Annotated in this window: 20 protein-coding genes and 5 pseudogenes; 7 read left to right on the top strand and 18 right to left on the bottom strand. The window is 44.1% G+C overall.

What is annotated here, in order from left to right:
- Window positions 1-105: 105 nt before the first annotated feature.
- From V3224_RS12180 to V3224_RS12150, 7 genes are all read right to left on the bottom strand, one after another.
- Complete coding sequence (locus tag V3224_RS12180; protein WP_010618221.1) at window positions 106-732, bottom strand: DUF3164 family protein; 627 nt, start codon at window positions 730-732, stop codon at window positions 106-108.
- 94 nt (window positions 733-826) lie between these two features.
- Complete coding sequence (locus V3224_RS12175) at window positions 827-1,060, bottom strand: hypothetical protein (RefSeq protein WP_058948937.1); 234 nt, start codon at window positions 1,058-1,060, stop codon at window positions 827-829.
- Window positions 1,044-1,460, bottom strand: coding sequence for a hypothetical protein (locus V3224_RS12170; protein ID WP_334470757.1), 417 nt, complete (start codon window positions 1,458-1,460; stop codon window positions 1,044-1,046). Before V3224_RS12170 ends, V3224_RS12175 begins: the two co-directional genes overlap by 17 nt.
- Entirely contained in the window at window positions 1,453-1,665 is a 213-nt protein-coding gene (locus V3224_RS12165; protein ID WP_334470755.1) for a hypothetical protein, read from the bottom strand. The genes V3224_RS12170 and V3224_RS12165 overlap by 8 nt, the downstream gene beginning before the upstream one ends.
- Before the next feature lie 2 nt (window positions 1,666-1,667).
- Window positions 1,668-2,609 (bottom strand): AAA family ATPase, encoded by a 942-nt coding sequence (locus V3224_RS12160; RefSeq protein ID WP_334470754.1) that lies wholly within the window; start codon window positions 2,607-2,609, stop codon window positions 1,668-1,670.
- Window positions 2,610-2,681: 72 nt separating this feature from the next.
- On the bottom strand, window positions 2,682-4,772 hold the full coding sequence (locus V3224_RS12155) for a Mu transposase C-terminal domain-containing protein (protein ID WP_334470752.1): 2,091 nt from the start codon (window positions 4,770-4,772) through the stop codon (window positions 2,682-2,684).
- A gap of 2 nt (window positions 4,773-4,774) precedes the next feature.
- Complete coding sequence (locus V3224_RS12150) at window positions 4,775-5,026, bottom strand: helix-turn-helix domain-containing protein (protein ID WP_442890284.1); 252 nt, start codon at window positions 5,024-5,026, stop codon at window positions 4,775-4,777.
- 151 nt (window positions 5,027-5,177) lie between these two features.
- On the opposite strand from V3224_RS12150, the gene V3224_RS12145 reads away from it, so the two are divergent.
- The 4 genes and pseudogenes from V3224_RS12145 (at window position 5,178) to V3224_RS12130 (ending at window position 7,955) form a co-directional block, all read left to right on the top strand.
- On the top strand, window positions 5,178-5,738 hold the full coding sequence (locus V3224_RS12145) for a hypothetical protein (protein ID WP_334470750.1): 561 nt from the start codon (window positions 5,178-5,180) through the stop codon (window positions 5,736-5,738).
- Between the two features lie 219 nt (window positions 5,739-5,957).
- Window positions 5,958-6,387 (top strand): annotated as a pseudogene (locus V3224_RS12140) (ABC transporter permease subunit); the annotation flags it as partial.
- Window positions 6,384-7,191 (top strand): annotated as a pseudogene (nikC, locus tag V3224_RS12135) (nickel ABC transporter permease subunit NikC). The pseudogenes V3224_RS12140 and nikC, both read left to right, overlap by 4 nt.
- Window positions 7,191-7,955 carry a nickel import ATP-binding protein NikD gene (locus V3224_RS12130; protein WP_334470748.1) on the top strand — a complete coding sequence of 255 codons (765 nt, stop codon included), beginning with the start codon at window positions 7,191-7,193 and terminating at the stop codon, window positions 7,953-7,955. The pseudogene nikC and the gene V3224_RS12130 overlap by 1 nt, the downstream one beginning before the upstream one ends.
- 100 nt (window positions 7,956-8,055) lie before the next feature.
- On the opposite strand, the pseudogene istB reads toward V3224_RS12130, so the two are convergent.
- Both istB and istA read right to left on the bottom strand, forming a co-directional pair.
- A pseudogene (gene istB, locus V3224_RS12125) lies at window positions 8,056-8,843 on the bottom strand (IS21-like element helper ATPase IstB).
- Window positions 8,840-9,862, bottom strand: a complete 1,023-nt coding sequence (gene istA / locus V3224_RS12120; protein WP_334470746.1) for an IS21 family transposase — start codon at window positions 9,860-9,862, stop codon at window positions 8,840-8,842. Before istA ends, istB begins: the two are co-directional and overlap by 4 nt.
- A 374-nt stretch (window positions 9,863-10,236) precedes the next feature.
- Between istA and V3224_RS12115 the strand changes: the two genes are divergently transcribed.
- From V3224_RS12115 to V3224_RS12105, 3 genes and pseudogenes are all read left to right on the top strand, one after another.
- Window positions 10,237-10,860, top strand: a complete 624-nt coding sequence (locus tag V3224_RS12115; RefSeq protein WP_442890280.1) for a transposase — start codon at window positions 10,237-10,239, stop codon at window positions 10,858-10,860.
- Between the two features lie 155 nt (window positions 10,861-11,015).
- Window positions 11,016-11,411 (top strand): annotated as a pseudogene (locus tag V3224_RS12110) (transposase); the annotation flags it as partial.
- Window positions 11,412-11,436: 25 nt separating this feature from the next.
- Window positions 11,437-11,904: pseudogene (locus V3224_RS12105) on the top strand (ATP-binding cassette domain-containing protein); the annotation flags it as partial.
- Between the two features lie 62 nt (window positions 11,905-11,966).
- On the opposite strand, the gene V3224_RS12100 reads toward V3224_RS12105, so the two are convergent.
- The 9 genes from V3224_RS12100 to tig all read right to left on the bottom strand — a co-directional run bounded on the left by V3224_RS12100 (window position 11,967) and on the right by tig (window position 22,594).
- Window positions 11,967-12,509, bottom strand: coding sequence for a group II intron maturase-specific domain-containing protein (locus tag V3224_RS12100; protein WP_334470740.1), 543 nt, complete (start codon window positions 12,507-12,509; stop codon window positions 11,967-11,969).
- The gene (locus tag V3224_RS12095; protein ID WP_334470738.1) at window positions 12,509-12,910 is read right to left on the bottom strand and encodes a reverse transcriptase domain-containing protein; all 402 of its coding nucleotides are present in this window, start codon (window positions 12,908-12,910) and stop codon (window positions 12,509-12,511) included. Before V3224_RS12095 ends, V3224_RS12100 begins: the two co-directional genes overlap by 1 nt.
- Window positions 12,834-13,226, bottom strand: coding sequence for a hypothetical protein (locus V3224_RS12090; RefSeq protein ID WP_334468885.1), 393 nt, complete (start codon window positions 13,224-13,226; stop codon window positions 12,834-12,836). The genes V3224_RS12095 and V3224_RS12090 overlap by 77 nt, the downstream gene beginning before the upstream one ends.
- A gap of 666 nt (window positions 13,227-13,892) precedes the next feature.
- Complete coding sequence (gene ppiD / locus V3224_RS12085) at window positions 13,893-15,806, bottom strand: peptidylprolyl isomerase (RefSeq protein WP_334470736.1); 1,914 nt, start codon at window positions 15,804-15,806, stop codon at window positions 13,893-13,895.
- Window positions 15,807-15,923: 117 nt separating this feature from the next.
- On the bottom strand, window positions 15,924-16,211 hold the full coding sequence (locus V3224_RS12080) for an HU family DNA-binding protein (RefSeq protein ID WP_032115129.1): 288 nt from the start codon (window positions 16,209-16,211) through the stop codon (window positions 15,924-15,926).
- 231 nt (window positions 16,212-16,442) lie between these two features.
- A complete protein-coding gene (gene lon / locus V3224_RS12075; protein WP_334470733.1) occupies window positions 16,443-18,803 on the bottom strand; it encodes an endopeptidase La in 2,361 nt (786 codons plus the stop codon).
- Window positions 18,804-18,994: 191 nt separating this feature from the next.
- Complete coding sequence (clpX, locus tag V3224_RS12070) at window positions 18,995-20,281, bottom strand: ATP-dependent protease ATP-binding subunit ClpX (protein ID WP_334470732.1); 1,287 nt, start codon at window positions 20,279-20,281, stop codon at window positions 18,995-18,997.
- 116 nt (window positions 20,282-20,397) lie between these two features.
- Window positions 20,398-21,021 (bottom strand): ATP-dependent Clp endopeptidase proteolytic subunit ClpP, encoded by a 624-nt coding sequence (clpP, locus tag V3224_RS12065; protein ID WP_310512948.1) that lies wholly within the window; start codon window positions 21,019-21,021, stop codon window positions 20,398-20,400.
- Window positions 21,022-21,289: 268 nt separating this feature from the next.
- Window positions 21,290-22,594, bottom strand: a complete 1,305-nt coding sequence (gene tig, locus V3224_RS12060; RefSeq protein WP_334470731.1) for a trigger factor — start codon at window positions 22,592-22,594, stop codon at window positions 21,290-21,292.
- Window positions 22,595-22,935 lie beyond the last annotated feature (341 nt).

Genomic DNA, 22,935 nt, shown 5'->3' with positions numbered 1-22,935 from the left:
ATAAATAGACTTTTCATTCACTGACATAATATGTCCTCGGCTAAATTTTGCGCGCACGAAGCCCTGACGCACGCGCCGGATTTAAAACAATCGATTAAAAAGGCATTACAGTCTGGAGATATCGAGCAGCAATTGTGTATATTCTTTGTTCCCCTCCCGTTGATAAAAACGAATATAACGGGTCGAGCCGCTGACTTTTATTGAGTCCGTCACGGCGCGCATAGCCTCTTGCCAGTCTTCATCATCAATATCAAGGTCTCGTAGTGATAGCACGCTATTGATATCAATGTAGCCCTGTTTATTGACATTGAAAGCGCGGTTGACCAGCGCCATCAATTTGGCATCTGCACCGCCTGACCATTTAGTAATACAGGCCTCTATTTTTTCTTTTGCGACCTGAATACGCTCATCAAAAATACGGTGCTCATCCACCGCTCTGCGCACACGTCGCTCGCCGTCAAAGCTGGTCAGCGTCACATTACCTTTAGTGGCCCCATAATTGACGCCGTACTCTGCGGCGGACAGGTCGATAAAATCGCTTATCTGCTGCATGGCGCGCTGTTTGAACGCGGCCATTTGACACCGTAGTTGAAGCGCCTCGTCAAACAGGGCATTGACCAGCTCGTCGCGCATGTCATCAACGGGTTTGATAGTGTCAGTGGGCACCAGGTGACCCTGTGCGTTGCGCCGGTAGCCCGCCGGGATGGAGGGCATGGTATTTAGCTCGTTCATCGTCAGCCTCATGTTTACTTTTTGCGATTATCACTGGCGGCTATCGCCAGCGGTATGATGATAAAAAACAGCACTGCCACAACGTCGTCTTCACTCATGGCCACTCCCAATACACCAGACACCCCTCAATCCGGCGGGCGTACACCTGACGGCGCTCTCCCTGGCAGCAAAGGGTGATTTCCGTCGCGTTATCCCTCTCCTCCGGGCGTACCGGCGGGGTGATTTTTATAAAGGGGCGCTGGCAGTAACGCCGGGTATGCAGGATGTCGCTGCCCGCCTGACGTAGCCGGCTGCGCACGGCGTTCATGGCATCAAACATGTTCATCATGGTGACCTGTCCTTTTCAGCATTTTCATTAATAGCCGAGCCTCACACAGTAGTTTGCTCAGTAAAACCGGCCCCGATTCGGACGGCACTGCACGCCCGGACAGCAATGCCCGTAAGGTGCGCCAGGCGGCGTACCACGCCTGACGCTGGCTTGGGCCAGAGAGATAACAGCCCAGTTGCAGCGCTTCCCAGCTATCTACATCAAATCCCTGCCACCGGTAATAATGTTGCTGCGCCGGGGGCAAGGTCGCCGCTGCCATCTCATACCGGTCCAGCCAGAGGTACGGCGTTGCCCCGCGTGACAGGGTAATATTGGGCCGGATAGTGCCATCAACGTTATAGCTTGCGTAGCGGGCCATACGCCGCAGGGCGCGGACTTCATGGCGTAAAGAGTTATTCATCACTGGCTCTCCTGATTAACTGGTTCATGTCATGGTATAAGTGCATCATCACCTCCTGTGCATCCGGCAGCACATAGAGCGCGTCTCCCCGGTTGCCAAACGACACTAACAGGCTGCGTGACGATTCCAGTGAGACGGACACCACCCGCCGGGTATTGAGCAGCACCTGGCGTCCGGCGCTGTCGGTAAAGAGTACGCCGCCCATGCTCACCCCCTGGCCGGCAGCAGGTCGGTATCGGTATACACCTCCCTGAACGCCGCCTTGATGTATTTTTCCCCCAGTTGGGCCTGTGCATCACCGCTGGCCATCAGCCATGCCTGGCGCAGGGTGTGGGATAACACCCGCAAGGCACCGGCTTTCTGGGCAATGGCCTGTACCAGCGTCAGCTCACTTTCGCCGGTAATGCCCCAGGCGGCAGCAATCGCCGCCACATCCGCTTTTTTGGCCTTTAACAGCCGTTTGGAGCGGGCGATACGGCTGTACAGCCGGGCCAGGTCATCCGCCCCCTGGGTTGAACGGGCCGATTTCGACAGGCCGCGCGGGTTACCCATCAGCACCATACCGACCCCGGTCGCATCCTGAATGGCACGCAGCTGCTCCAGGCCGTCAATGCCCAGGTGGTCAGCCTCATCGACAATCACCAGCCCGTGAGTGCCGGTCAGCCGCCGCCGAATCGCGCGCGCCAGCGTCCCCTTGTTTTTGGGCAGGTCGCTCAGGCCCAGCGCCTCGGCCAGCTCCAGCAGACACTCGGTAATGCTGGCGTGGGCCGGGGAAAGGGTCACCATCCAAGTATTGGCATGCTGGCAGTACTGGCGGGCGGCAAAGGTTTTACCCACCCCCGGCACCCCGACAATCACATTCATGCACTGTGCCAGCCGGACAAACTGGAACACCGCCCATATCTCCTTGACCGTGGCCGTCTCCACAAACTGTGGTGGCGCGGGCAAAGTCTTTTTTTGCTGATAATCCGTCAGCCAGCGGGTTAACAGTTCACCGACCCGCTGGTTATTGCCGTTATAACTGCCGTTGATAAAGCTGGATATCACCGCGCTCGACTGGCCGGTTTCGCGGGCAATCTGCGCCTGTGTTATCTGGCCCGTATCGATTAGCGGTTGCAGCTGCTTGATAATCGCTATGTTTTCAGTCATGATAGCTACCTCCTTAAAGAGAAAAGATTTGTCTCTTGCTGGGCCATTCGGTTGGCAGACCAGATGGCTTTTTTACAACAACGGGTCAATCTGTTGTGCTTCCAGTAATGCCAAACCTCGTTGTAACGCGGCTTCCGTATCGAGGTCGCTCTGTTCTTCAACCTCAGCCTGTAATGCGGCATTCCCCCTTTGCCGATAAACATTGACCGGTAAGCCGAGGTCATTGACTTTTTCGCCCGGCAAGGTCAGGGTATTTTCTGCCTCAGCAAGCGCCACTTTCTCCTCACCCCGCTTACGCATCCCTTTGATACGTTGCTGCCGGTTGTGGTATTCCGCCGTTACCGGGAAGGCCAGCTGTTTATTGCCGTCCCACAGGGCTTCACAGAGGTAAGTACCGTCCCTGCGGCGCACGATAACCTTGCTGGCATCGTGAATGTCGTAACTGATTAACACCTTGCGGTCGTGCTCATCGGCCAGTTTGGCGGCATAATAAATATTGTTAAGGAAACGGATTTCACAGCGCCTGACCGTGCGCTCGGTCTGTGGCATAAACAGGTCGCGCAGTTCAAACTGTGTCAGCCACTCCAGCTCAGTGTCGTCGTGCTCCAGTTTCCAGCGGCGAAACTCGGCCGGACTGTAATGCTGGCCATCCGGGCGTTTGGGTAATTCACTGTGCGGGCGGGCGTTGTACCATTCCACCCCGGCCTTGATTTCATCAATCAGCATCTCCCAAGAGGGGAGCTTGCGTAGCGTGCTTTGCTGGGCGACCGTCAGTGCATGGCCCTTTGCCTGGGCGTTTAAGGCGGATTTAAGCGCCTTGCCGGTCTTGCGCACGGTTTCCCGGTCAGCGCCGGTACCGTAATAAGTGGCAAAGCGGCGAGCAATGTACATGGGCAAAGTACGGTTAAGGCGTTCGATAATGCCGCGCCCCTGGGGATTGCCGGCGATACCGGTCGGGTGGTCAATTTCGAGCCGCCGTAGAATACCGGTCACGTTTGCATCCAGGGTGAGATTGGTTTCGCCGCTGCCGTTATCCGAGTAGTAGAGAAACGGCTTACCGTGGGTGGCAATGCCATAACGCAGGGCATCGGTGACGGCAATCACATTTTCAGAGAGCGACAGGCTCCAGCCGGTGATATAGCGGCAGCTGCCGTCGATAATAAACGTCACTTCCGGCGAAAAGGGTTGACCGTGATCGGGATGAGCCACTTTCATCTTCATACCGTGACCGTCGCCAATCCAGACGTAGTTCACCGGCAGGCTGGTCCAGTCGCGGCGAACAAACCCTTCCAGCTGGCGATATTCGCTGCCGGTTTTGCGCCCGCGCTGTTTGACGATTTCGGGTAGTTTATCCATCGCATACAGCACCGCATCATAGGAAGGCTGCGCGGCCAACATCAGCGGCTCATCGGCATAGCGTTGTTGCCACTCGGCGCAAAAATCCGCATAGGCCTCTTTCATGCTGCACCCGTTCGGCTTGCGATAGTGCGCCAGATAGTCATGTAACCAGGCGATTTGCTCCGGTTTGACCACCTCGCGCTTACCCGGTGCCAGCACTATTAGGCGTTCGGCGGGGGTAGTGGCCTTTCTGTAGTCGGCCAGCCAGCGCTTAAGCGTGATTTCACTCAGTTGACGGTTTTGGCCTTTCTTGGCATTGGCTACCTGTGCCGCTTGCGCGATGCTCTCGGGCAACTGGCCGGTTTTCGCCTGCTGGACGATAAAGCGGATGGCCTGCGCACAGCTATAACGAGGCTGTTGGCCGATCGTGATAATGTGCTGAACCAACAACATGCGTGCATCCGCGATCTGGCGCTGTTTATCCGTCAGGTCGGCCAGTTTATTGCCAACCAATGCCGGGCAACGGCGGTAAACGTCCAGCTTGCCAAGCTTTTCAGGAGCGGTGTTGACCTTTGATACGGTGGGTTGTTTGCCGGCATCATCCACTGGTGCAGCGTTCATCAGTTGTTGAAGATGACGCTCACGGATCGCGCATTGGGCTTCAAGGGGCAGACAATCAATGTGGTACTCGTAAGCCTTGGTCCCTTGACGTTTACGTACCAGAGCGGGCGTATTTTTGGTTAAACGTGCCAATATCTCTCTAATGCCCTTGGTGGTTTTTGGGAGACCCATTACGCCAATAAGTTCTTTAGCAACAACAAACATAATTATGATGCCTTACGTATGTAACTTTTAATCTTGTAACGGCTGGGCCAAATGGTTTCAGGTTCGACCCCCAGCGCCTCACCAATAATCTTCTGATAGGTTTTACAAGGAGTCCGTAAAACCGTTTTGAGCGAATCCTTGCTGTAACCGGCTTGCAAGGACAGTAAGCGAAACGACAACCCTCGCTTATGGATCTCCGCTTTAATGATCTCAGGGTGCCAATCAGCACACATGTCTTCTTTTTTGCTCATCATTCGTCTATCCTAAAAAGTTATCCGCATGAGTAATCAGATGGTTATCTATACGGGTAAAATATAAATCACCAAAAACACCAAATCAAGGTATTTTTGGTGATTTATTTATAACTATATGTTTTTGCTTTGTTTTTACAGAAAGGAACTGCTTATGAAAAAAGAACAAGTTGGTGTTTTTCGTGCACCTGATAAAGAACCTGTCATTGATAGAATTGCCCAGCTAGCAAGAAAGTACCCTTCTAGAAGTGCGGCGGCTAGGGCTTGGGGAATAAACATCAATACACTCAATACTTATTACAAAAAGGAGGCAAATCCACCAATGCCACGTGAAAACCTTCTTTCTCGAATCGCGGAAAGTGAGGGCGTGACTCTAGAATGGCTTAAGTTTGGAAATGATGAAACACCAAAAAAACCAGAAAATATTGATTGTCGTGATTCACTGGTGGAGATGCTATCATTTTTAACTCAAGAAGAGCGGGTACAACTGACAGCTATGCTAGCTCGTAAAGGGGTAGAGACAATCCTCTACCTGCTTAATCCTGAAAACCAAGCACTTCTTGAGCTAACAGAAGATAAAAAACGAGCTGCTTTGAGGATGGAGTCCATGTCAGAAAAACAATTTAGAGAGATTTTATCCAAAATTGAAATCAGTACCAGAGAAACCATTTCAGAAGTAGACCACTCTGATACTAACATCCGGGCCAGAGCCTGAAATAGGCATTGGCCCAGTTAAAATTTTTTGTAAATGCAATTTAAAGGACATTAAAGCTTGCTTGTAGTGGTATCAAATATTTTACTTCTAGGCGAACAATTGTTTATTTTTTAAGCATTGGTATCAAATCAGAAAATCACTTCTAACCTCAAGAAATCCCATGAGTTCCCGCCAATTCCCGGATATTCCCACAAGTATCAAATAAATTACTTCTCTATAGGTAGCTGGCAACATATTATCTTGCCGGCATTTTCTATTGCTTTTATGTCACTAGCCATTAACGCCAGATTGCTACGTGCCAGTATGTTAGAAGTTGCAGGACAACGACATGTTAGCTGGGCAAGGTTACGGGGACTAAACAAGCAACAAACTGAAAGACGACATATTTTACGTAATGCATCATTACCGATAGTAACCGCACTTGGAATGCACATTGGTGAGCTCATCGGTGGTACCCTGATTATTGAAAGCATATTTGCCTGGCCCGGTATAGGTCGCTATGCCGTATCTGCAATATCGAGATTATCCGGTGATCCAATGTTTCACCTTAATGATGGTTGTAGTTTATGTGTTATGCAATCTGCTGGTTGATCTCCTTAACGCCATTCTTGACCCAAGGATCCAACGTCATGAAAGAGGAAATGCATGAATTTTTATCTTTCAACTCGTTGGTCTGTCCGCTTAGCGATCATCATTATTGTACTACTGGTGGCTACCTTACGATCCACAAGCGATCGAGTTAACACAGCGACTACTACCACCAAATCAGCAACACTGGCTTGGCACCGACCATTTAGGCCGCGATATTTTCTCTCGTTTATTAGCAGCTACGTGTGTTTCGCTAGGCTCCGTCATACTCTGTCTTATTTTGATACTGTCATTAGGATTAATCATTGGTGGCAGCGCTGGGTTATTGGGTGGCAAAATAGATCAAATCCTGATGCGTACCACTGAACTTTTTATGACGTTCCCTGCTTCAATTTTATCATTTTTTATGGTCGGCGTTTTAGGAACAGGGCTAGCAAACGTAATCATTGCTATCGCTTTATCACATTGGGCTTGGTATGCACGTATGGTGCGAAACATTGTTATTTCTCTGCGTCAACGTGAATTTATTCTAATAGCAAGGATGTATGGCGCCAGCAACAGCCGTTTATTCATTGATCACCTAGCCGGTGCAATTATTCCATCGTTATTGGTTTTGGCAAGCTTAGATCTTGGTCATATGATGTTACATGTGGCAGGCATGTCTTTTCTTGGACTGGGTGTTAGTGCGCCAACGGCTGAATGGGGAGTTATGATCAATGATGCTCGCCAATATATCTGGACTCAACCTCTACAAATGTTGTGGCCGGGTTTAGCCCTATTTCTAACGGTGATGGCTTTTAATCTACTTGGCGATGCCCTACGCGATCACCTCGATCCTTATCTGCTAGCGGAGCGTAACGGCTAATGTCACAGAAAATTGAGCTACAAAATATAACACTAAAAGCACAACGACTGCTGGTTCAAGATGTATCACTCACCATTAATAAAGGCAAAGTGTTAGCATTAGTCGGTAGCAGCGGTTGTGGCAAGTCATTAACATGCGCCGCCATGCTCGGAATATTACCTGCAGGCGTAAATCAGACCGCCGGAAGCTTACTACTAGATGGAGATATTATCTCCGCTCAACAATTACGTGGTAGCCACATCGCAACCATCATGCAAAATCCACGCAGTGCTTTTAATCCGCTTAATACAATGGCTAGCCATATTCAAGAAACCTGCCGGGCTCTTGGCAAACCTGTCGATATCGAGAGGATTAACATAACATTACAGTCAGTTGGATTAGAAAATGCTAGCCATATACTTTCACTTTATCCTTTTGAAATGAGTGGAGGGATGTTACAGCGCCTGATGATAGCAATAGCGATACTCAGTGATGCACCATTTATCATTGCTGATGAACCAACGACTGATCTTGATACGGTTGCCCAAACACATATTCTTGATCTACTAGAAAACACTATCCAAACTCGAGCGGTTGGTATGTTATTAGTCACCCATGATATGGGAGTAGTAGCGCGTTTGGCTGATGACGTCGCGGTCATGCACGATGGTAAAATTGTCGAATATAGCAACGTTAACACCATCTTTAACACACCTAAACACCAAATTACGCATAATTTAGTAGCCGCTCATCTGGCATTATATGATCTGAGGTTCTCTGTATGACATTGCTTGAGATTGATAGAGTCACTTTTGGCTATCCCTGTCAATGCCAACTGAATTCTGATCCACTTTGCCAAAGTAAAACTGATCCACCCCCTTTAATTTACTCGCTAAGTTCCGGTTTCAATTTTTTATGTAGCTGACCGCTTTTTAGCTTGTCTTTTAACCGATAACTTTGTCCACTAATCTGTACAATATGTGCATGGTGCAGCAATCTATCCAGCATAGCCGCTGTTAGCGTCTCATCGTCACCAAATGTACTTGACCACTGAGCAAAAGACAGGTTACTAGTTAAGAGCACACTACCCGCTTCATATCGCTTTGCCACCACCTGGAAGAACAGGTTTGCTTCTTCCTTGCCAAAAGGTAAATAGCCAACTTCATCGATAATCAATAGTCTAGGTTTACTGATAACTCGGGTAAGATATCCTTTAAGGTCACCTTGTCGATGAGAGGTAAGCAGCTGCAACATCATGTCCGCCGCAGTTAGAAAACGGATGCTTAATCCCTGCATCGCAGCCCTATAGCTGATGGCAGTAGCAAGGTGGGTCTTACCGACACCAGACGGACCTAGCAACACGTATTCTCCTGGCGCTCAATAAAAGCCAGTCCAGCCAGTTCCTGTATTTGGTTACGGGGAACACCGCTGGCATATTTGTAATCAAACTGCTCCAACGTCTTTATCACTGGCAGCCCAGATAAACGGAGTATCGTTTGACGCCGACGTTCAGTAAGTCCTTCATACTGGTGTCGTAAAACAGACTCTAGAAAGTCAGCGAGTGTACCGTTCTTGTCGACAGTTCCTTGCGCTACAGCTGGGCACTCTGTGCTTAGTCTGTCCAGTTTAAGCTGCTGGTAGAATTTTTCGATGCGTTCATACTGAAGATTCATATCGGCATCTCCAGAATCGACTGATAGACGGACAAAGGATGTTGTAGGCTCTCGATAGGAATGGGGCGAGTCTGATGTATCGGTAAAGGAAATGCTTGCATGACTTTCGGCAGCGGCAACAGTGCCAAGCGTTCTTGTAGCATGCGCTCTTCCGGCGATACACCCGTAGTGCCGTGTTTACGTACATTAGCTATTGTACTCAGCCAGTCTCCAATACGTGAGTTGGCGGCGGTAGCATCCAAAGTAAGCCCTGCCTGACGAAATAACGCGGTTAGTGGAACAATGAAACTGTTCTTAAGATAGTGATCAAAAGGTTCAACCTTACCTTTAGTCTTCCCCCTGTATGGACGGCAGACTTTCGGACTGAAAGCATATTTTTCGGCAAGTTTGATAAGCTGTGGGTTCCAGCGGTGTTTACCAGGACCATAAACATCACGCTCAATGATAATGGTCTTCGGATTATCAAATAGCAGCTGACGAGGCGTACCGCCAAAATACTGTAGGGCTGACTCAATCCCGTCGCCCCAGGCTGCTGAATTTTGACAGGTGTAAAACCTAACAAAAGTGGAGCGACTCCAGCCTAACGTGGCAACGAATGCCATCAAAGGATTCTTCCCCTGTCTGATAATCGTGAAGTCAACCTGCATCTGTTCACCGGGTTCAGTCTCAAAGCGGACAACATCTTCAATAACGGTTTTTTTCATAGGATGAAGAAAAGCGGTCAGCAAGCTATAACTGCCTGTGTAGCCTCGTTCACGGATCTCCCGTAGCAATACGCAGGCCGGTATCCAATCAGGTCTGGCCGCCTCTACGCGTTCGAGAATATATACCTTGAAGGGATCCAACTTACCGGGTCTAGGCGCTCTCGATTTATAACGCATATTCGCCGCCGCTTCAGTGCTACGAAGATATCGCCTCACGGTTACTCTTGAGCATGAAAGCCGTCGCGCAATCGCACGTATAGACATACCCTGGCGATGTAAAACAGAAATTTCCACTCTGATCTCCAATGTTATCATCGGCAGTACCTTAAAACTGCCATATTTACTCTTAGTGGATCAGTTTTACATTAGCAAGTGGATCATTTTTACATTGGTAGCGACATCCCGATCAACCCCTGCTTTTAAACCCACGAGTTTCGCAATCTCCAAAAAAGAAGTATAAATTTAAAAACAAGAAAAAATCAGGGTGTTCATATTTTGTCGGGTTATCCATGTATTACACGAGTTTCGCACCAATAAAAAAACGCTCTATTTTTAAGTTTAATTCAGCATAATATATAAATAGAAAAAATCTCATAAATTAAAAATAACTTATTGTAATTTAAGTAAATTTATACGTCTTAGCAAGTTACAGATTAATTATTGTTCTGAAGCCATTTCTAGAATTTTATATGCCCGTGCGAAACTCGTGTATTAAAGATATCTATAAAACATTCTTACAAGTAAGCAGTTTAAGATACTCTGGTTTAGCGTTATCAGAAGTAAGCCCATCGCCTTTATCTCATAACACTGTTAGCCGATGGCTAAAAAGTAGATGTTTTAGACCTAAAGACCTATGGCGATTAGTTGAACCTTCTATAGACAAAAAAAGCCCTTGCGTACTAATTGCCGATGATACATTGATTGCCAAAACACGTAGTAAAAAAATAGTGATGGTCCATTATCAATATTCAGGTAATGAACATGATGTTATTGCTGGCATAGGTTTAGTTAATTTGCTTTGGCATGATCTGACGAAGGTTGAATCAATTCCTATCAATTATCTTATTTATGATAAAGATTCTGATGGAAAAACAAAAAACACGCACTTTTCCGAAATGCTCACTCTTGCTAAAAAAAGAGGGATCATGCCAGAAGCCGTAGTGATGGATGCTTGGTATTCTAGCCTGGATAACCTGAAATCAATTCGCTCTCATGGTTGGATCTGGGTAACCACGCTGAGGAAAAATAGGATTGTTAACCATAACAAACAACTGCACGAGTTTCGCACCAATAAAAAAACGCGCTATTTTTAAGTTTAATTCAGCATAATATATAAATAGATAAAACCTTATAAATCAAATACAACTTATTGTAATTTAAGAAAATTCATGTGTTTTAGTAACTTGCAGATTGATCATTGCTTTTAAGCCATTTCTAGAATTTTATATGCCTGTGCGAAACTCGTGAACTGAACAAGTTAGACATCTCAGAAGAAGGAACGTCAATACACTTGCGAGGATATGGTTGGGTAACCGTTTTCAAATTTACAGCCAAAAACGGCCGTATTGATTACATAGTAACAAACAAAGAGAATCCCACCCGTCAATACCTCAAATCTATCATGGATGCCCGTTGGTCTGTTGAAGTTTATCATCGAGAAGTTAAACAAAACTGTGGTATTGAACGCTGTCAGGCTCGCACGAGCCGAGCGCAAAGAAATCATATTCTTCTCGCTATTTCTGCGTGGTTTGAACAACATAAACGTCGTATATCTGAAAAAATAACCCTTTATCAACAAAATTGGGACGTAATCAAAAGTGCTATTACTGAGCAAATCCGTGTTTTATTAGCGTACCCAAATTAGTTTTGTGCGAAACTCGTGAAACCAAATAACGCTAACACTAAAGGCTGGAGAAACCGTTGCTTTATTGGGTCGCAGTGGTTGTGGAAAAAGTACGCTAACACGTTTATTGGTGGGTCTTATCTCGCCTAGTTGTGGCGAGATCCGCTGGTGCGGAACTTCTCTAACCAAGCTGAAAGGAAAAGCAATTAGCCAATTTCGTAAAGATGTTCAGATCGTATTTCAAGATCCGATAACTGCCGTTAACCCACGTAAAACCATAGACGAAATTATTCGTGAACCCATTCGTCACCTTTTATCGCTAACTAAAAAGGAACAGCATGCACGCATAACTAAAATGCTAAATGCTGTTGAATTGGATAGTTTTCTACTCAATCAACGTCCACCTCAACTAAGCGGTGGTCAGTTACAACGTGTATGCCTGGCACGCGCTATGGTTGTGGAGCCTAAATTGCTGATCCTTGATGAGGCAGTTTCTAATCTCGATCTGATACTATCGGGTCGCGCAAGGGAACTTCCCCCCTGCGCTCCCACGGAACCGGACGTGACAGTCTCCCGTCATCCGGCTCTTGTCGTTGACCATTCACGCCGCGTACAAATTTCCCAGTGTGCAAACAGACAGGGCTTAGCGCTCTGTATCCTTCTCAACCATTCATATGCCTGAGCCAGGCTACCGTGTACCCGCTTATATTTGCGGGCGACCCATTTCGCAAGGTGCAGATCTATATGACTGGCTATACAGTCCATCGCTGACCGATAAAAGCGTCCATAATACTTAATCCAACCTCGTAACATGGGATTGAGCCAGCGTGCCATTACTTCCAAAGACAACGGAGTTTTGTGACTCAGATCCCAGCCCCGTACCGTCTGCCGGATTGCCTTCGCAGCTCTGGCGCTTATCGCTGGCAGGAAATTCACTGACAGCTCTCCCTCTTTCGATAATGACTTTCTTGGCCTGAATGTATAGCCCAGAAAGTCGAAGCTGATTTCAGGATATGCCCCCGTTCTTTCCCTGTCCTTGCAGTAGACGACTTTCGTCTTGCCCGGACTCATTTCCAGCTTACATTCACCCAGGCGCGCTCTGAGCCTGCCACGCAACATCATTGCCTGCGCATGGCTCTTGCAGTGGAGACAATATCATCAGCGTATCGCTCAAACCGGACGACAGGAAATTCCCGTTTCATCCACATGTCGAATGCATAGTGCAGGAACAGATTTGCCAACAACGGACTAATGACGCCCCCTTGAGGCGTACCTTTATCCCTTGTCTGCACAGTCCCATCCGGCATCTGTACCGAAGCGGTCAGCCATCGCTCAATGTAGAGCAACACCCACTTGTAATCCGTGTGCTTGCGCACCGCCTTCATCAGGAGCTCATGATCGATGTTATCGAAGAACCCTTTGATGTCTACATCCAGCACCCAGTCAGTGCGCCAGCATCGTTGCCGGGCTAGCTTCAGGGCATCGTGCGCAGATTTGTGTGGGCGGTAGCCAGGAGTCATCGTGGAATAGTGGCTCCAGAATCGGCTCCAGCATGTTTTTGACCACCATCTGCGCGATGCGATCCGAGACCGTAGGTATCCCCAGCGGTCTCGTTCCACCCGTCGCCTTTGGTATCTCAACACGCCGAACTACTGGCGGCATATAGCTGCCCGAAGCCATTCGATTCCAGATTTTGTATAGGTTCCCCAAGAGGTTCTTATCAAATTCCTCGATCGACTGACCATCGATTCCGGCACTGCCTTTGTTGGCTTTTACCTTCTTGTACGCACACCAGACAGCCTGTCTAGATAACGCAAACGGTTTGGACTGGCTCACAGGCTCCTCCCGCTTGCGCGGTTGACCTGTAATACAGCCCCAACGACTGGCCCCCTTCGCTCCACGCCCATTACAGGCGTTTCATCACTACTACGGAACCATCTGCCCCTGTGCCCCGCATTGGTACTTAGGCGCTCACAGGGCTTCTGTTCGACGCCGCTCCCTTCGCATCGGGACGACAGGTTCCCACGTTCCATGCCAGAGCCTGTGTTATGCTCATGCTGTCTATATGCCGGATGCCGACCAGCCAGTAACCAGATAACCGCTGGACTTATCACGCACCGCTTAAAAAGCGCGTTTTTGACATCATCTTGTTCCTTTCGACACTGCATCTACAGTTCACTTTCGTTCATCTTCACAACACATACATGACACATCTGACTACGCCTTTTCCCTGACGCTCACCACCACCGCTCTTAACAGCAGCAGCTCAGGGTAGTTTGAAGGCTGCGTCTGGACACCGCCTCCGAGGGGCCGACCCTCATCTCTCGCACAGCATTGCACCCTTATTTGCCTCAGGGTGCATTCGTGGCACACCTAAGCAATGAATAAGATACAAGAATAAAAAAACATTACGACAATAAAATGATATAACAGCAAGAGGCTGCACAAGCGCAGCCTCTAATTTATGTAATTGTATAAAATTATGTGGAAGTCGATCGCAAATTACTCAATTCGGCCTAAATCGACTTTAGCCTTATCACGTAAATTCAACATCAGTGATTCCATCATCACATCGCCAAGTATCATTTTATAGCGTTGCGAAAAGACTTTTAATTCATCTTCCGTCGGTTGCCCCTGAGTAACTTTGACCAATTGAATAATAACTAAATTATTTTTGCTATCTTTGCTACTGAGATAAGTCGGTGTATTTTCTTTAGGAATTGGCATCTGAAAAATTTGCTCAGCCAATGAGTCATTTTGATCAAAACGTTTGATAATCTTTGCCTCACCAAAGGTAATACACTGTTTTGCCAAAGCCGCTGCATCTGTCCCTTGTTTTAATGCGCTCAGCAATTTATTGCCCTCTGCTTCCATCTCTTTTGTAGCTTTATTAAGCTTGACTAATTCAGCTACTGATTTTTTCACCTCATCGAATGGTTGTGTTACCTCTGGTTTATATTTTTCAACTCGAATAACAAACGCACGATCACCATCTACATTAATAACATCTGAGTTAATACCTGTTGGCCCATTTTTATCTAATAAGTTGCCGTTAAAAATAGAATCAGCCACTTTATCAAATCTTATTTCTTCAGGAAGATTATTACGACTAAACCAATCTGTTGTTACCGCTTTAATACCAGTAACTTTTTCAGCTGCTGCTAATGATTCGTTATCATCCATCGCCACGCGACTTGCAGTTTGTTGTAATGAATAAAATGCATTAATCGCTTTTTCATTTTTTAGGCTATCGGCAATCTCAGTTTTTACTGACTGAAAAGGTTTTATTACTTCAGGTTTAATATTATCAAGACGAAATATAATATAATTGCTAGCCGATTTTATTACGCCAGAAACCTGTCCTTTTTTAGTTAGATTCGCAGCAATAATTTCACTTGGCGTTGAAGTCACCTCCATCCAACCAAGAGCACCATGATTTGCTGCACTAAATTTATCTGTCGATTTTTCGGTAACTAATTGCTTAAAATCAGCCCCACCAGCCAATTCTTTAGCAACGGAATCGGCTTCTTTTTCTGTTGCCAATTGGATCATGCTGTAATGTTTTTGCGCAGGCTGCGTAAAATTAGCTATATTTTGCTCATAATAGCTTTTCAGCTCTTCATCTTTGACTGCCACATTTTCACGTTGAGAAGCGGCATCTAACTTAATATAACTAACCTGTACCTGTTCGGGTGAAATAAAACTGTTCTGATGTGTATTATAGTAATCTTGTAATTCTTTATCTGTCACCGTTTGTTTAGATTGATAGTTAGCAAGCGATATAGTTGCTGTTTTTACTTCACGTTGCTGTAAAAGTAACTCAGCATAGGACTTAATTTCTTCAGGTAAGACAAATTCATCTGTCACATACATTTTACTGAGTTGACGGTTAATCAAATTTTGTCGTATTTCTTGGGCAAGATCATCGGCATTAACATTATGTTGAGATAAAATAGCCCGATATTTTTCACTATCAAAATGCCCGTCAGTCTGAAATATCGGCATGTTGTAGATATCTTGCTTAATTTGCTCATCACTCGCCGTTAAACCCAATTGATTTGAATATTGATTGAGCAATGTCACACCAATTAAACGTTCTAAAGCTTGACGACGCAGCATCTGGATCCCTTGCTCGCTGCTGGCAATTTCAGCAAATTGATTACCTAGTCGTTCTTGTAATGCTTGCTTTTCTTGCTGAAAAGCTTGCTGTAATTGAACTTGACTAATTGCTGTGCCATTCACTTTCGCCGCGTGATTACTTGAACCGCCAATCAGGTAACCACAAACGCCGGTAAGCACAAAAGATAGGATAATAATCACAAATACTATTTTTAGCACAGGACTATTCGCCGCCGTGCGTAGGTTGTCCATCATAAAGAGGCTACTCTCCGTTTTAGTCAAAGTAAATAGACGCATAATACGCTATTTTAGCGTAAAAGAAAAAAGCGCATCACCTTTATGATGCGCTCTATCCTAACTTACTAAAACAATTGATTCGGTTTTAGTTTATCCGTTAACAGTATGCCGCAATCCTTATTTTTTCTTGTGGCCGTTAACAGCATCTTTTAATCCTTGGCCGGCTTTAAATGTCGGTACCTTTGCCGCAGCTATCTTAATAGCCTTACCTGTTTGAGGATTACGTCCAGTACGTGCTGGGCGCTCTTTACTTTCAAAAGCACCAAAGCCTATTAACTGAATTTTATCTCCTTTTTTGAGAGTTTGAGATACAATTTTGAGAAATGCATTTAACACGCTCTCAGAGACTGATTTAGCAGCCTTTGACTCTTTAGCAATTTTTTCTATTAGCTCTTTCTTTTTCACGCTTATCATCCCCATTTTATTAATTATGGATTAAACAAACATATTGCTAACGGTTCACAAAAAGATGACACCGTCGTATCAATACTACAAAAGTATGGCAAGAAAACATATTACAGCCAAATAATTATAGATTTGTTTACTTAATTTATTTAGTAGATAAAAAAAACTGATAAATCATTTAAGATTTATCAGTTTTAAGTTTATGTGAAATTTTTAATTTAAATCAATGCATTAAGAGCATTTTTTAGTCACTATCTCCATCCCAAAGGGGGGATTTTGTAGTGCAATAGAAAAAACCTCTTCAATGGTCTTTACCGGGTAAATTTTTAGATCTGCGATAACATTTTGGGGTATTTCTTCCAAATCTCGACGATTTTCATCGGGAATTAGCACGATTTTTATACCACCACGGTGAGCGGCTAACAATTTTTCTTTTAAACCACCAATTGGTAACACTAATCCTCGTAATGTTATCTCACCAGTCATCGCTACGTCTGCTCGTACAGGATTACCGGTCAAACAAGAAACTAACGCTGTGCACATTCCAATTCCTGCACTGGGACCATCTTTTGGTGTTGCTCCCTCAGGTACATGCACATGAATATCCCGTTTTTCGTAGAAATCAGCATTAATACCCAGCTTTTCTGCTCGCGCCCGAACTGCAGTTAACGCCGTTTGAATAGATTCTTGCATAACCTCACCTAACGATCCGGTATAAGTGAGTTTACCTTTGCCAGGTACACAAGCGGTTTCAATAGTTAATAAATCGCCACCAACTTCTGTCCAAGCTAAACCCGTCACTTGACCGATACGATTTTCGGTATCTGCACGACCGTAATCAACTTTACGCACACCAAGATAGTCTTTTAGATTATCTTCATTGATGACAAGGTGTTTCAATGATTTATACATCAGTAGTGCTTTTACTGCTTTACGGCATAATTTGGAAATTTCACGTTCTAAACCACGAACACCAGCCTCGCGGGTATAATAACGAATAATACCAATAATTGCGCTATCGTCGATCGTAAGCTCGCCTTTTTTCAATGCATTTCGCTGAATCTGTTTAGGTAACAAATGTTTTTTGGCAATATTAAGTTTTTCATCTTCGGTGTAACCTGAAAGACGAATCACTTCCATACGATCTAATAACGGTGCTGGAATGTTCATCGAATTTGAAGTCGCAACGAACATCACATCAGAAAGGTCATAATCAACTTCTAAATAGTGATCATTAAACGCAACATTCTGTTCTGGATCAAGTACTTCAAGTAAAGCCGATGCCGGATCGCCACGCATATCCGAAGACATTTTGTCAATTTCATCTAACAAAAATAAGGGGTTCTTAACACCCACTTTTGCCATTTTTTGAATAAGTTTCCCGGGCATAGAGCCAATGTATGTTCGTCTATGTCCACGAATTTCTGCTTCATCACGGACACCACCAAGTGCCATACGAATATATTTACGCCCTGTCGCTTTAGCAATTGATTGACCCAATGATGTTTTACCAACACCAGGCGGTCCGACCAAACATAAAATTGGCCCTTTAATTTTACTCACGCGACTTTGTACAGCTAAGTATTCAAGAATACGTTCCTTAACACGTTCTAAACCATAATGATCGCTATCCAGTGTCTCCTGAGCTTTCAGCAAATCTTTTTTAACTTTACTACGAGCATTCCACGGGACCTCCACCATCCAATCAATATAGCTCCGTAAAACTGTCGCTTCAGCAGACATAGGTGACATCATTTTCAATTTTTGTAATTCTGCCTCCGCTTTTTGCAGAGCTTCCTTAGGCATTTTAACTTCTTCGATTTTGCGCTTGAACATTTCATATTCATCAGGCGCGTCTTCCATCTCACCTAATTCTTTCTGAATTGCTTTCATCTGCTCATTCAAATAGTATTCGCGCTGACTTTTCTCCATCTGCTTTTTAACGCGATTACGAATACGTTTTTCAACCTGCAGTAAATCAATTTCAGACTCCATCATTGCCATCAAATATTCAAGGCGCTCAACCACATCAGCCATTTCTAATACACGCTGTTTATCCGCTAGTTTTAACGGCATATGAGAAGCGATTGTATCAGCCAATTTGTCCGATTGTTCAATAGAATGCAATGATGTTAATACTTCAGGTGGGATCTTTTTATTCAGTTTAATATAGCCTTCAAACTGATTAATGGTTGTCCGATTTAAGACTTCTTGCTCTTTTTCATCAACAGTCGGAGAACTAAAATACTCAGCCTGGGCAATGAAATATTCTCCATTATCTGTTAGCATAGTGATTTTTGCACGACGCAGACCTTCAACTAAGACTTTAACCGTACCATCTGGTAGTTTTAGCATCTGCAAAACAGAAGCAACTGTCCCTACAGAGAAAAGATCATTTACACCTGGCTCATCAGTCGATGCTTCTTTTTGAGCCACCAACATGACCTGTTTATTCTGATCCATTGCAGCTTCAAGACAGTGAATCGATTTTTCGCGGCCAACAAACAATGGGATCACCATATGTGGATAAACCACGACATCTCGCAGAGGCAGTACAGGAATTTCAATGCGTTCGGAACGCTCAAGATTCATAAGGTTCTCTCTTCGTTTAGCTTATGCCAATTTTAGGGTTTCCTTAAAAGTTTTGAGAAACCTCAGTTTAAATATAGAGTTACATGGGGACAAAATTTTGATATTCAATAGCCTGATTCGGTATTAAACACAAAATGAGGGGAAAACCCTCATTTTGCATTACACAATTCAACTAAGAAAAGCATTAAGATTTATTTTTCACCTGATGCTTGTATATCAGGTTGACTATAAATCACTAAAGGTTCTGATTGACCGGCAACCACCATTTCATCAATCACTACCTTCTCAACATGCTCCATTGATGGCAAATCATACATAGTTTCTAGCAAAGCGCCTTCCACAATAGAACGCAAACCACGTGCTCCGGTTTTCCTCGACATGGCTTTTTTCGCAATTGCTTTCAATGCTTCTTCACGAAACTCAAGATTAACGCCTTCAAGTTCAAAAAGTGCTTGATATTGTTTAGTCAACGCATTTTTAGGCTCTTTCAGAATCTGAATTAATGCTTCTTCACTTAATTCGCCTAAAGTAGCTACGACAGGTAAACGACCAATAAATTCAGGAATCAAACCAAACTTAATTAAATCTTCTGGTTCCACTTGAGAAAGTAACTCACCTTCAGTCGCTCGCTCGGATTCGCTTTTGACCTCAGCAGAGAAACCAATACCTGAACGTGTATTTAACCGTTGGCCAATCACTTTATCAAGACCTGCGAATGCACCACCACAAATAAATAGAATTTTAGAAGTATCGACTTGCAAAAATTCCTGTTGTGGATGTTTACGGCCTCCTTGAGGGGGCACTGCTGCAATGGTACCTTCAATAAGTTTAAGTAAAGCTTGCTGAACGCCTTCACCTGAAACATCGCGTGTAATTGACGGGTTGTCAGATTTACGGGATATTTTATCAATTTCGTCAATATAGACGATACCACGCTGTGCTTTCTCTACATCATAGTCGCATTTTTGTAGAAGTTTCTGAATAATATTTTCTACATCTTCTCCAACATAACCGGCTTCCGTTAATGTTGTCGCATCAGCCATGGTAAATGGTACATCCAGGTAACGAGCCAAAGTTTCAGCTAATAGTGTCTTACCACTGCCCGTCGGCCCAATAAGCAAAATATTACTTTTACCTAGCTCTACCCCTTCACCATTCATCCCTTCGTTAGAAATATTACGTAGGCGTTTATAATGGTTATAAACGGCTACCGCCAATACTTTCTTGGCATTTTCCTGGCCAATAACATAATCATCAAGATGATAACGAATTTCATGGGGTGTCGGTAATGCGCTGCGCTCACGATGTGGTGCAATCTCTTTAACTTCTTCTCGAATAATATCGTTACAGAGCTCAACACACTCATCACAGATATAAACTGACGGACCAGCAATTAACTTACGAACTTCATGCTGGCTTTTTCCGCAGAAGGAGCAGTACAGCAACTTTCCTGAACTCTCTTTGCGTTTATCTGTCATTCAGATAACCTCACTTTTTTAACCATCACCCTAATTTCAACAAAGAGGGTAACAGAAAACTGTTACTAATTAATCATGTATATAACTATATCAGGCATGCCATACATTTATGTAAATTAATTACGATTAGTATAAATTTTATCTACCAAACCATAACTAACTGCTTCCTCTGCAGATAAAAAACGATCCCGTTCGGTATCGTTCTCAATCTCTTTTATTTTTTTACCCGTATGTTTAGCCATTAATTCATTCATACGCGATTTAATTTTTAAAATTTCTTTGGCGTGAATTTCGATATCCGACGCTTGTCCTTGAAATCCACCTAAAGGTTGGTGAATCATGACACGAGAATTGGGCAAACAATAACGTTTTCCTTTAGTACCGGCGGTAAGCAAAAAAGCGCCCATCGAACACGCTTGCCCCATACAAATTGTACTAACGTCAGGTTTAATAAATTGCATCGTGTCATAAATTGACATACCTGCCGTAATGACGCCACCCGGTGAATTAATATAAAGATGAATGTCTTTATCAGGGTTCTCAGCTTCTAAAAACAGCATTTGAGCAACCACTAAATTTGCCATGTGATCTTCGACCTGACCTGTTAAAAAAATAATTCTTTCTTTTAGTAGGCGCGAATAAATATCATAAGAACGTTCACCGCGTGAAGTCTGCTCGATTACCATTGGCACCAATGCCATATGCGGCGCAAGTTGATCTTGATTGTTATGATATGACATTTCCATCTCCTAATTAAACGCTTTATGGTGCCCAATCTATCTAATTCTACTCGAGATAAATAAGAATGACTATAATTACAAACTTAACCATTATTCATAAAGGGATATTCGCCCTTATGAAGAAAGTCATACAACAATATAGAAAATTATTTGGGGTTATTCTTTTCTTTTTTCAAGAAAAAAGAAAAGTTTTTTAACGATAAAAAACCCGTAGCATAAAACCACGGGTTTTCACAAAACCAGATAATAGCATTTCACTACTCAGCAATTACCTCATCTGAGCCTGATTCATTAACTCTTGGAATTGAGTTTCTTTATCTGTTACTTCCGCTTTTTCTAATAATATTTCAATGGCTTGTTCTTCTAGCGCCAAATTACGGACACTATCCATTAACTCTTTATTTTTGCTATAGTATTCGATCACTTCAGTGGGATCTTCATAAGCTGAAGCCATCTCTTCAATCAGTGACTTTACACGAACATCATCTGCAGTTAGAGAGTTTTTATTGATAACTTCACCTAATAATAAACTAACAATAACGCGATGTTTAGCTTGCTCTTCAAATATTTCACGTGGTAATTCTAACGCTTGTTTTTCGTTGCCACCAAAACGTTGTGCAGCTTGTCGACGTAGTACATTTATTTCACTGTCAACAACAGCAATAGGCACCTCAATTTCGTTTTCCTTAACTAAACCATCAAGTACTTGCGTCTTAATTCGATTACGAACAGCTGTTTTTAGTTCACGTTCCATATTTTTGCGTACTTCTGCACGTAAACTCTCCATCGAACCGTCAGGAACACCAAATTGTTTGATAAATTCTTCAGTCAGTTCTGGTAATACACGTTGTTCCACTTTCTTCAAAGTGATAGCAAAGTTAGCCGCTTTACCTTTTAAATTTTCTGCGTGATAATCGGCTGGAAAATTGACATCAATAGTAAATTCTTCACCTTCCTGATGACCCATAATACCATCTTCAAAACCAGGTATCATAGGACCTTCACCCATTACCAGCACAAAATCGTTCGCATTACCACCTTCGAACACTTCACCATCAATTGTGCCTTTAAAATCGATAGTCACTCGCGAATCTGCAGCAACTTTTTCTTTTATCTCTTGCCAAGTAGCTTGTTGCTTGCGTAATGTTTCCAGCATGGTGTCAACATCTTCATCTTTTACCGCAACAATAGGTTTTTCAACCTTGATATTTTCTAAACCCTTTAACTCAATTTCTGGATAGACTTCGAATTCAACGGTATAGGTAAAATCTTCACCCGTTTTAAATTGTTCAGGTTGATATTTTGGTGCCCCAGCTGGATTAATTTTTTGTTCTATGATTGCACTGACAAAATTACGCTGCATTATATCGCCCAGCACGTCCTGCAATACAGAAGTACCATAACGTTGTTTAACGACATTCATTGGCACTTTGCCTTTACGAAAACCATCAATGCGCACTTTTTTTGACACATTAATTAATTCACTATTCACCGCTTTTTCAATATCAGCATTAGGAACGGTAATTGTTACACGACGCCCCAGGCCTTGAGTTGTTTCAACAGAAACTTGCATCTTGTTACCTCAAAAGAATCTTAGTACTCGGACAACTCCAGAGTGAATGTTATCAGACATTTCCTGATAACATACTGCTCCCCAAACCCGGGTTTACCCTCTATTTTTGAGGCTCCCTGTTAAGTAGAAGCGTTCCGAAACCTTATAGAAAATTAGACGCGACATTATACAGATGCATATGGGGTGAGTCGAGCAAAGGTGAATAATAAATAGTAAACGTTCTAAATACTGGCTTTTGTAGCAAAATTGATATGACTAACACGGTAAGATATAACGATAAAAATATTTTATACCAGCAATTACTGCTAAATAATATCTGGTTAAGTCAGCATAATTATCTA

Origin of the sequence: Arsenophonus sp. PmNCSU2021_1 (assembly GCF_036919435.1) — a bacterium.
Taxonomy (GTDB): Bacteria; Pseudomonadota; Gammaproteobacteria; order Enterobacterales; family Enterobacteriaceae; genus Arsenophonus; species Arsenophonus nilaparvatae.
This window is presented reverse-complemented; position numbering and strand designations above follow the sequence as displayed.

Excerpts from the sequence above, each read along its gene's own strand:
- V3224_RS12115 (WP_442890280.1), top strand. The coding sequence starts at position 10,237 with ATGCCCGTGCGAAACTCGTGTATTAAAGATATCTATAAAACATTCTTA.
- tig (WP_334470731.1), bottom strand. The coding sequence starts at position 22,594 with ATGCAAGTTTCTGTTGAAACAACTCAAGGCCTGGGGCGTCGTGTAACA.
- V3224_RS12175 (WP_058948937.1), bottom strand. The coding sequence starts at position 1,060 with ATGATGAACATGTTTGATGCCATGAACGCCGTGCGCAGCCGGCTACGT.
- V3224_RS12170 (WP_334470757.1), bottom strand. The coding sequence starts at position 1,460 with ATGAATAACTCTTTACGCCATGAAGTCCGCGCCCTGCGGCGTATGGCC.
- V3224_RS12150 (WP_442890284.1), bottom strand. The coding sequence starts at position 5,026 with ATGATGAGCAAAAAAGAAGACATGTGTGCTGATTGGCACCCTGAGATC.
- clpX (WP_334470732.1), bottom strand. The coding sequence starts at position 20,281 with ATGACAGATAAACGCAAAGAGAGTTCAGGAAAGTTGCTGTACTGCTCC.
- clpP (WP_310512948.1), bottom strand. The coding sequence starts at position 21,021 with ATGTCATATCATAACAATCAAGATCAACTTGCGCCGCATATGGCATTG.
- V3224_RS12095 (WP_334470738.1), bottom strand. The coding sequence starts at position 12,910 with ATGACTCCTGGCTACCGCCCACACAAATCTGCGCACGATGCCCTGAAG.
- V3224_RS12145 (WP_334470750.1), top strand. The coding sequence starts at position 5,178 with ATGAAAAAAGAACAAGTTGGTGTTTTTCGTGCACCTGATAAAGAACCT.
- ppiD (WP_334470736.1), bottom strand. The coding sequence starts at position 15,806 with ATGCGTCTATTTACTTTGACTAAAACGGAGAGTAGCCTCTTTATGATG.
- lon (WP_334470733.1), bottom strand. The coding sequence starts at position 18,803 with ATGAATCTTGAGCGTTCCGAACGCATTGAAATTCCTGTACTGCCTCTG.
- V3224_RS12130 (WP_334470748.1), top strand. The coding sequence starts at position 7,191 with ATGTCACAGAAAATTGAGCTACAAAATATAACACTAAAAGCACAACGA.
- istA (WP_334470746.1), bottom strand. The coding sequence starts at position 9,862 with ATGATAACATTGGAGATCAGAGTGGAAATTTCTGTTTTACATCGCCAG.
- V3224_RS12180 (WP_010618221.1), bottom strand. The coding sequence starts at position 732 with ATGAACGAGCTAAATACCATGCCCTCCATCCCGGCGGGCTACCGGCGC.
- V3224_RS12100 (WP_334470740.1), bottom strand. The coding sequence starts at position 12,509 with ATGTTGCGTGGCAGGCTCAGAGCGCGCCTGGGTGAATGTAAGCTGGAA.
- V3224_RS12155 (WP_334470752.1), bottom strand. The coding sequence starts at position 4,772 with ATGTTTGTTGTTGCTAAAGAACTTATTGGCGTAATGGGTCTCCCAAAA.
- V3224_RS12165 (WP_334470755.1), bottom strand. The coding sequence starts at position 1,665 with ATGGGCGGCGTACTCTTTACCGACAGCGCCGGACGCCAGGTGCTGCTC.
- V3224_RS12160 (WP_334470754.1), bottom strand. The coding sequence starts at position 2,609 with ATGACTGAAAACATAGCGATTATCAAGCAGCTGCAACCGCTAATCGAT.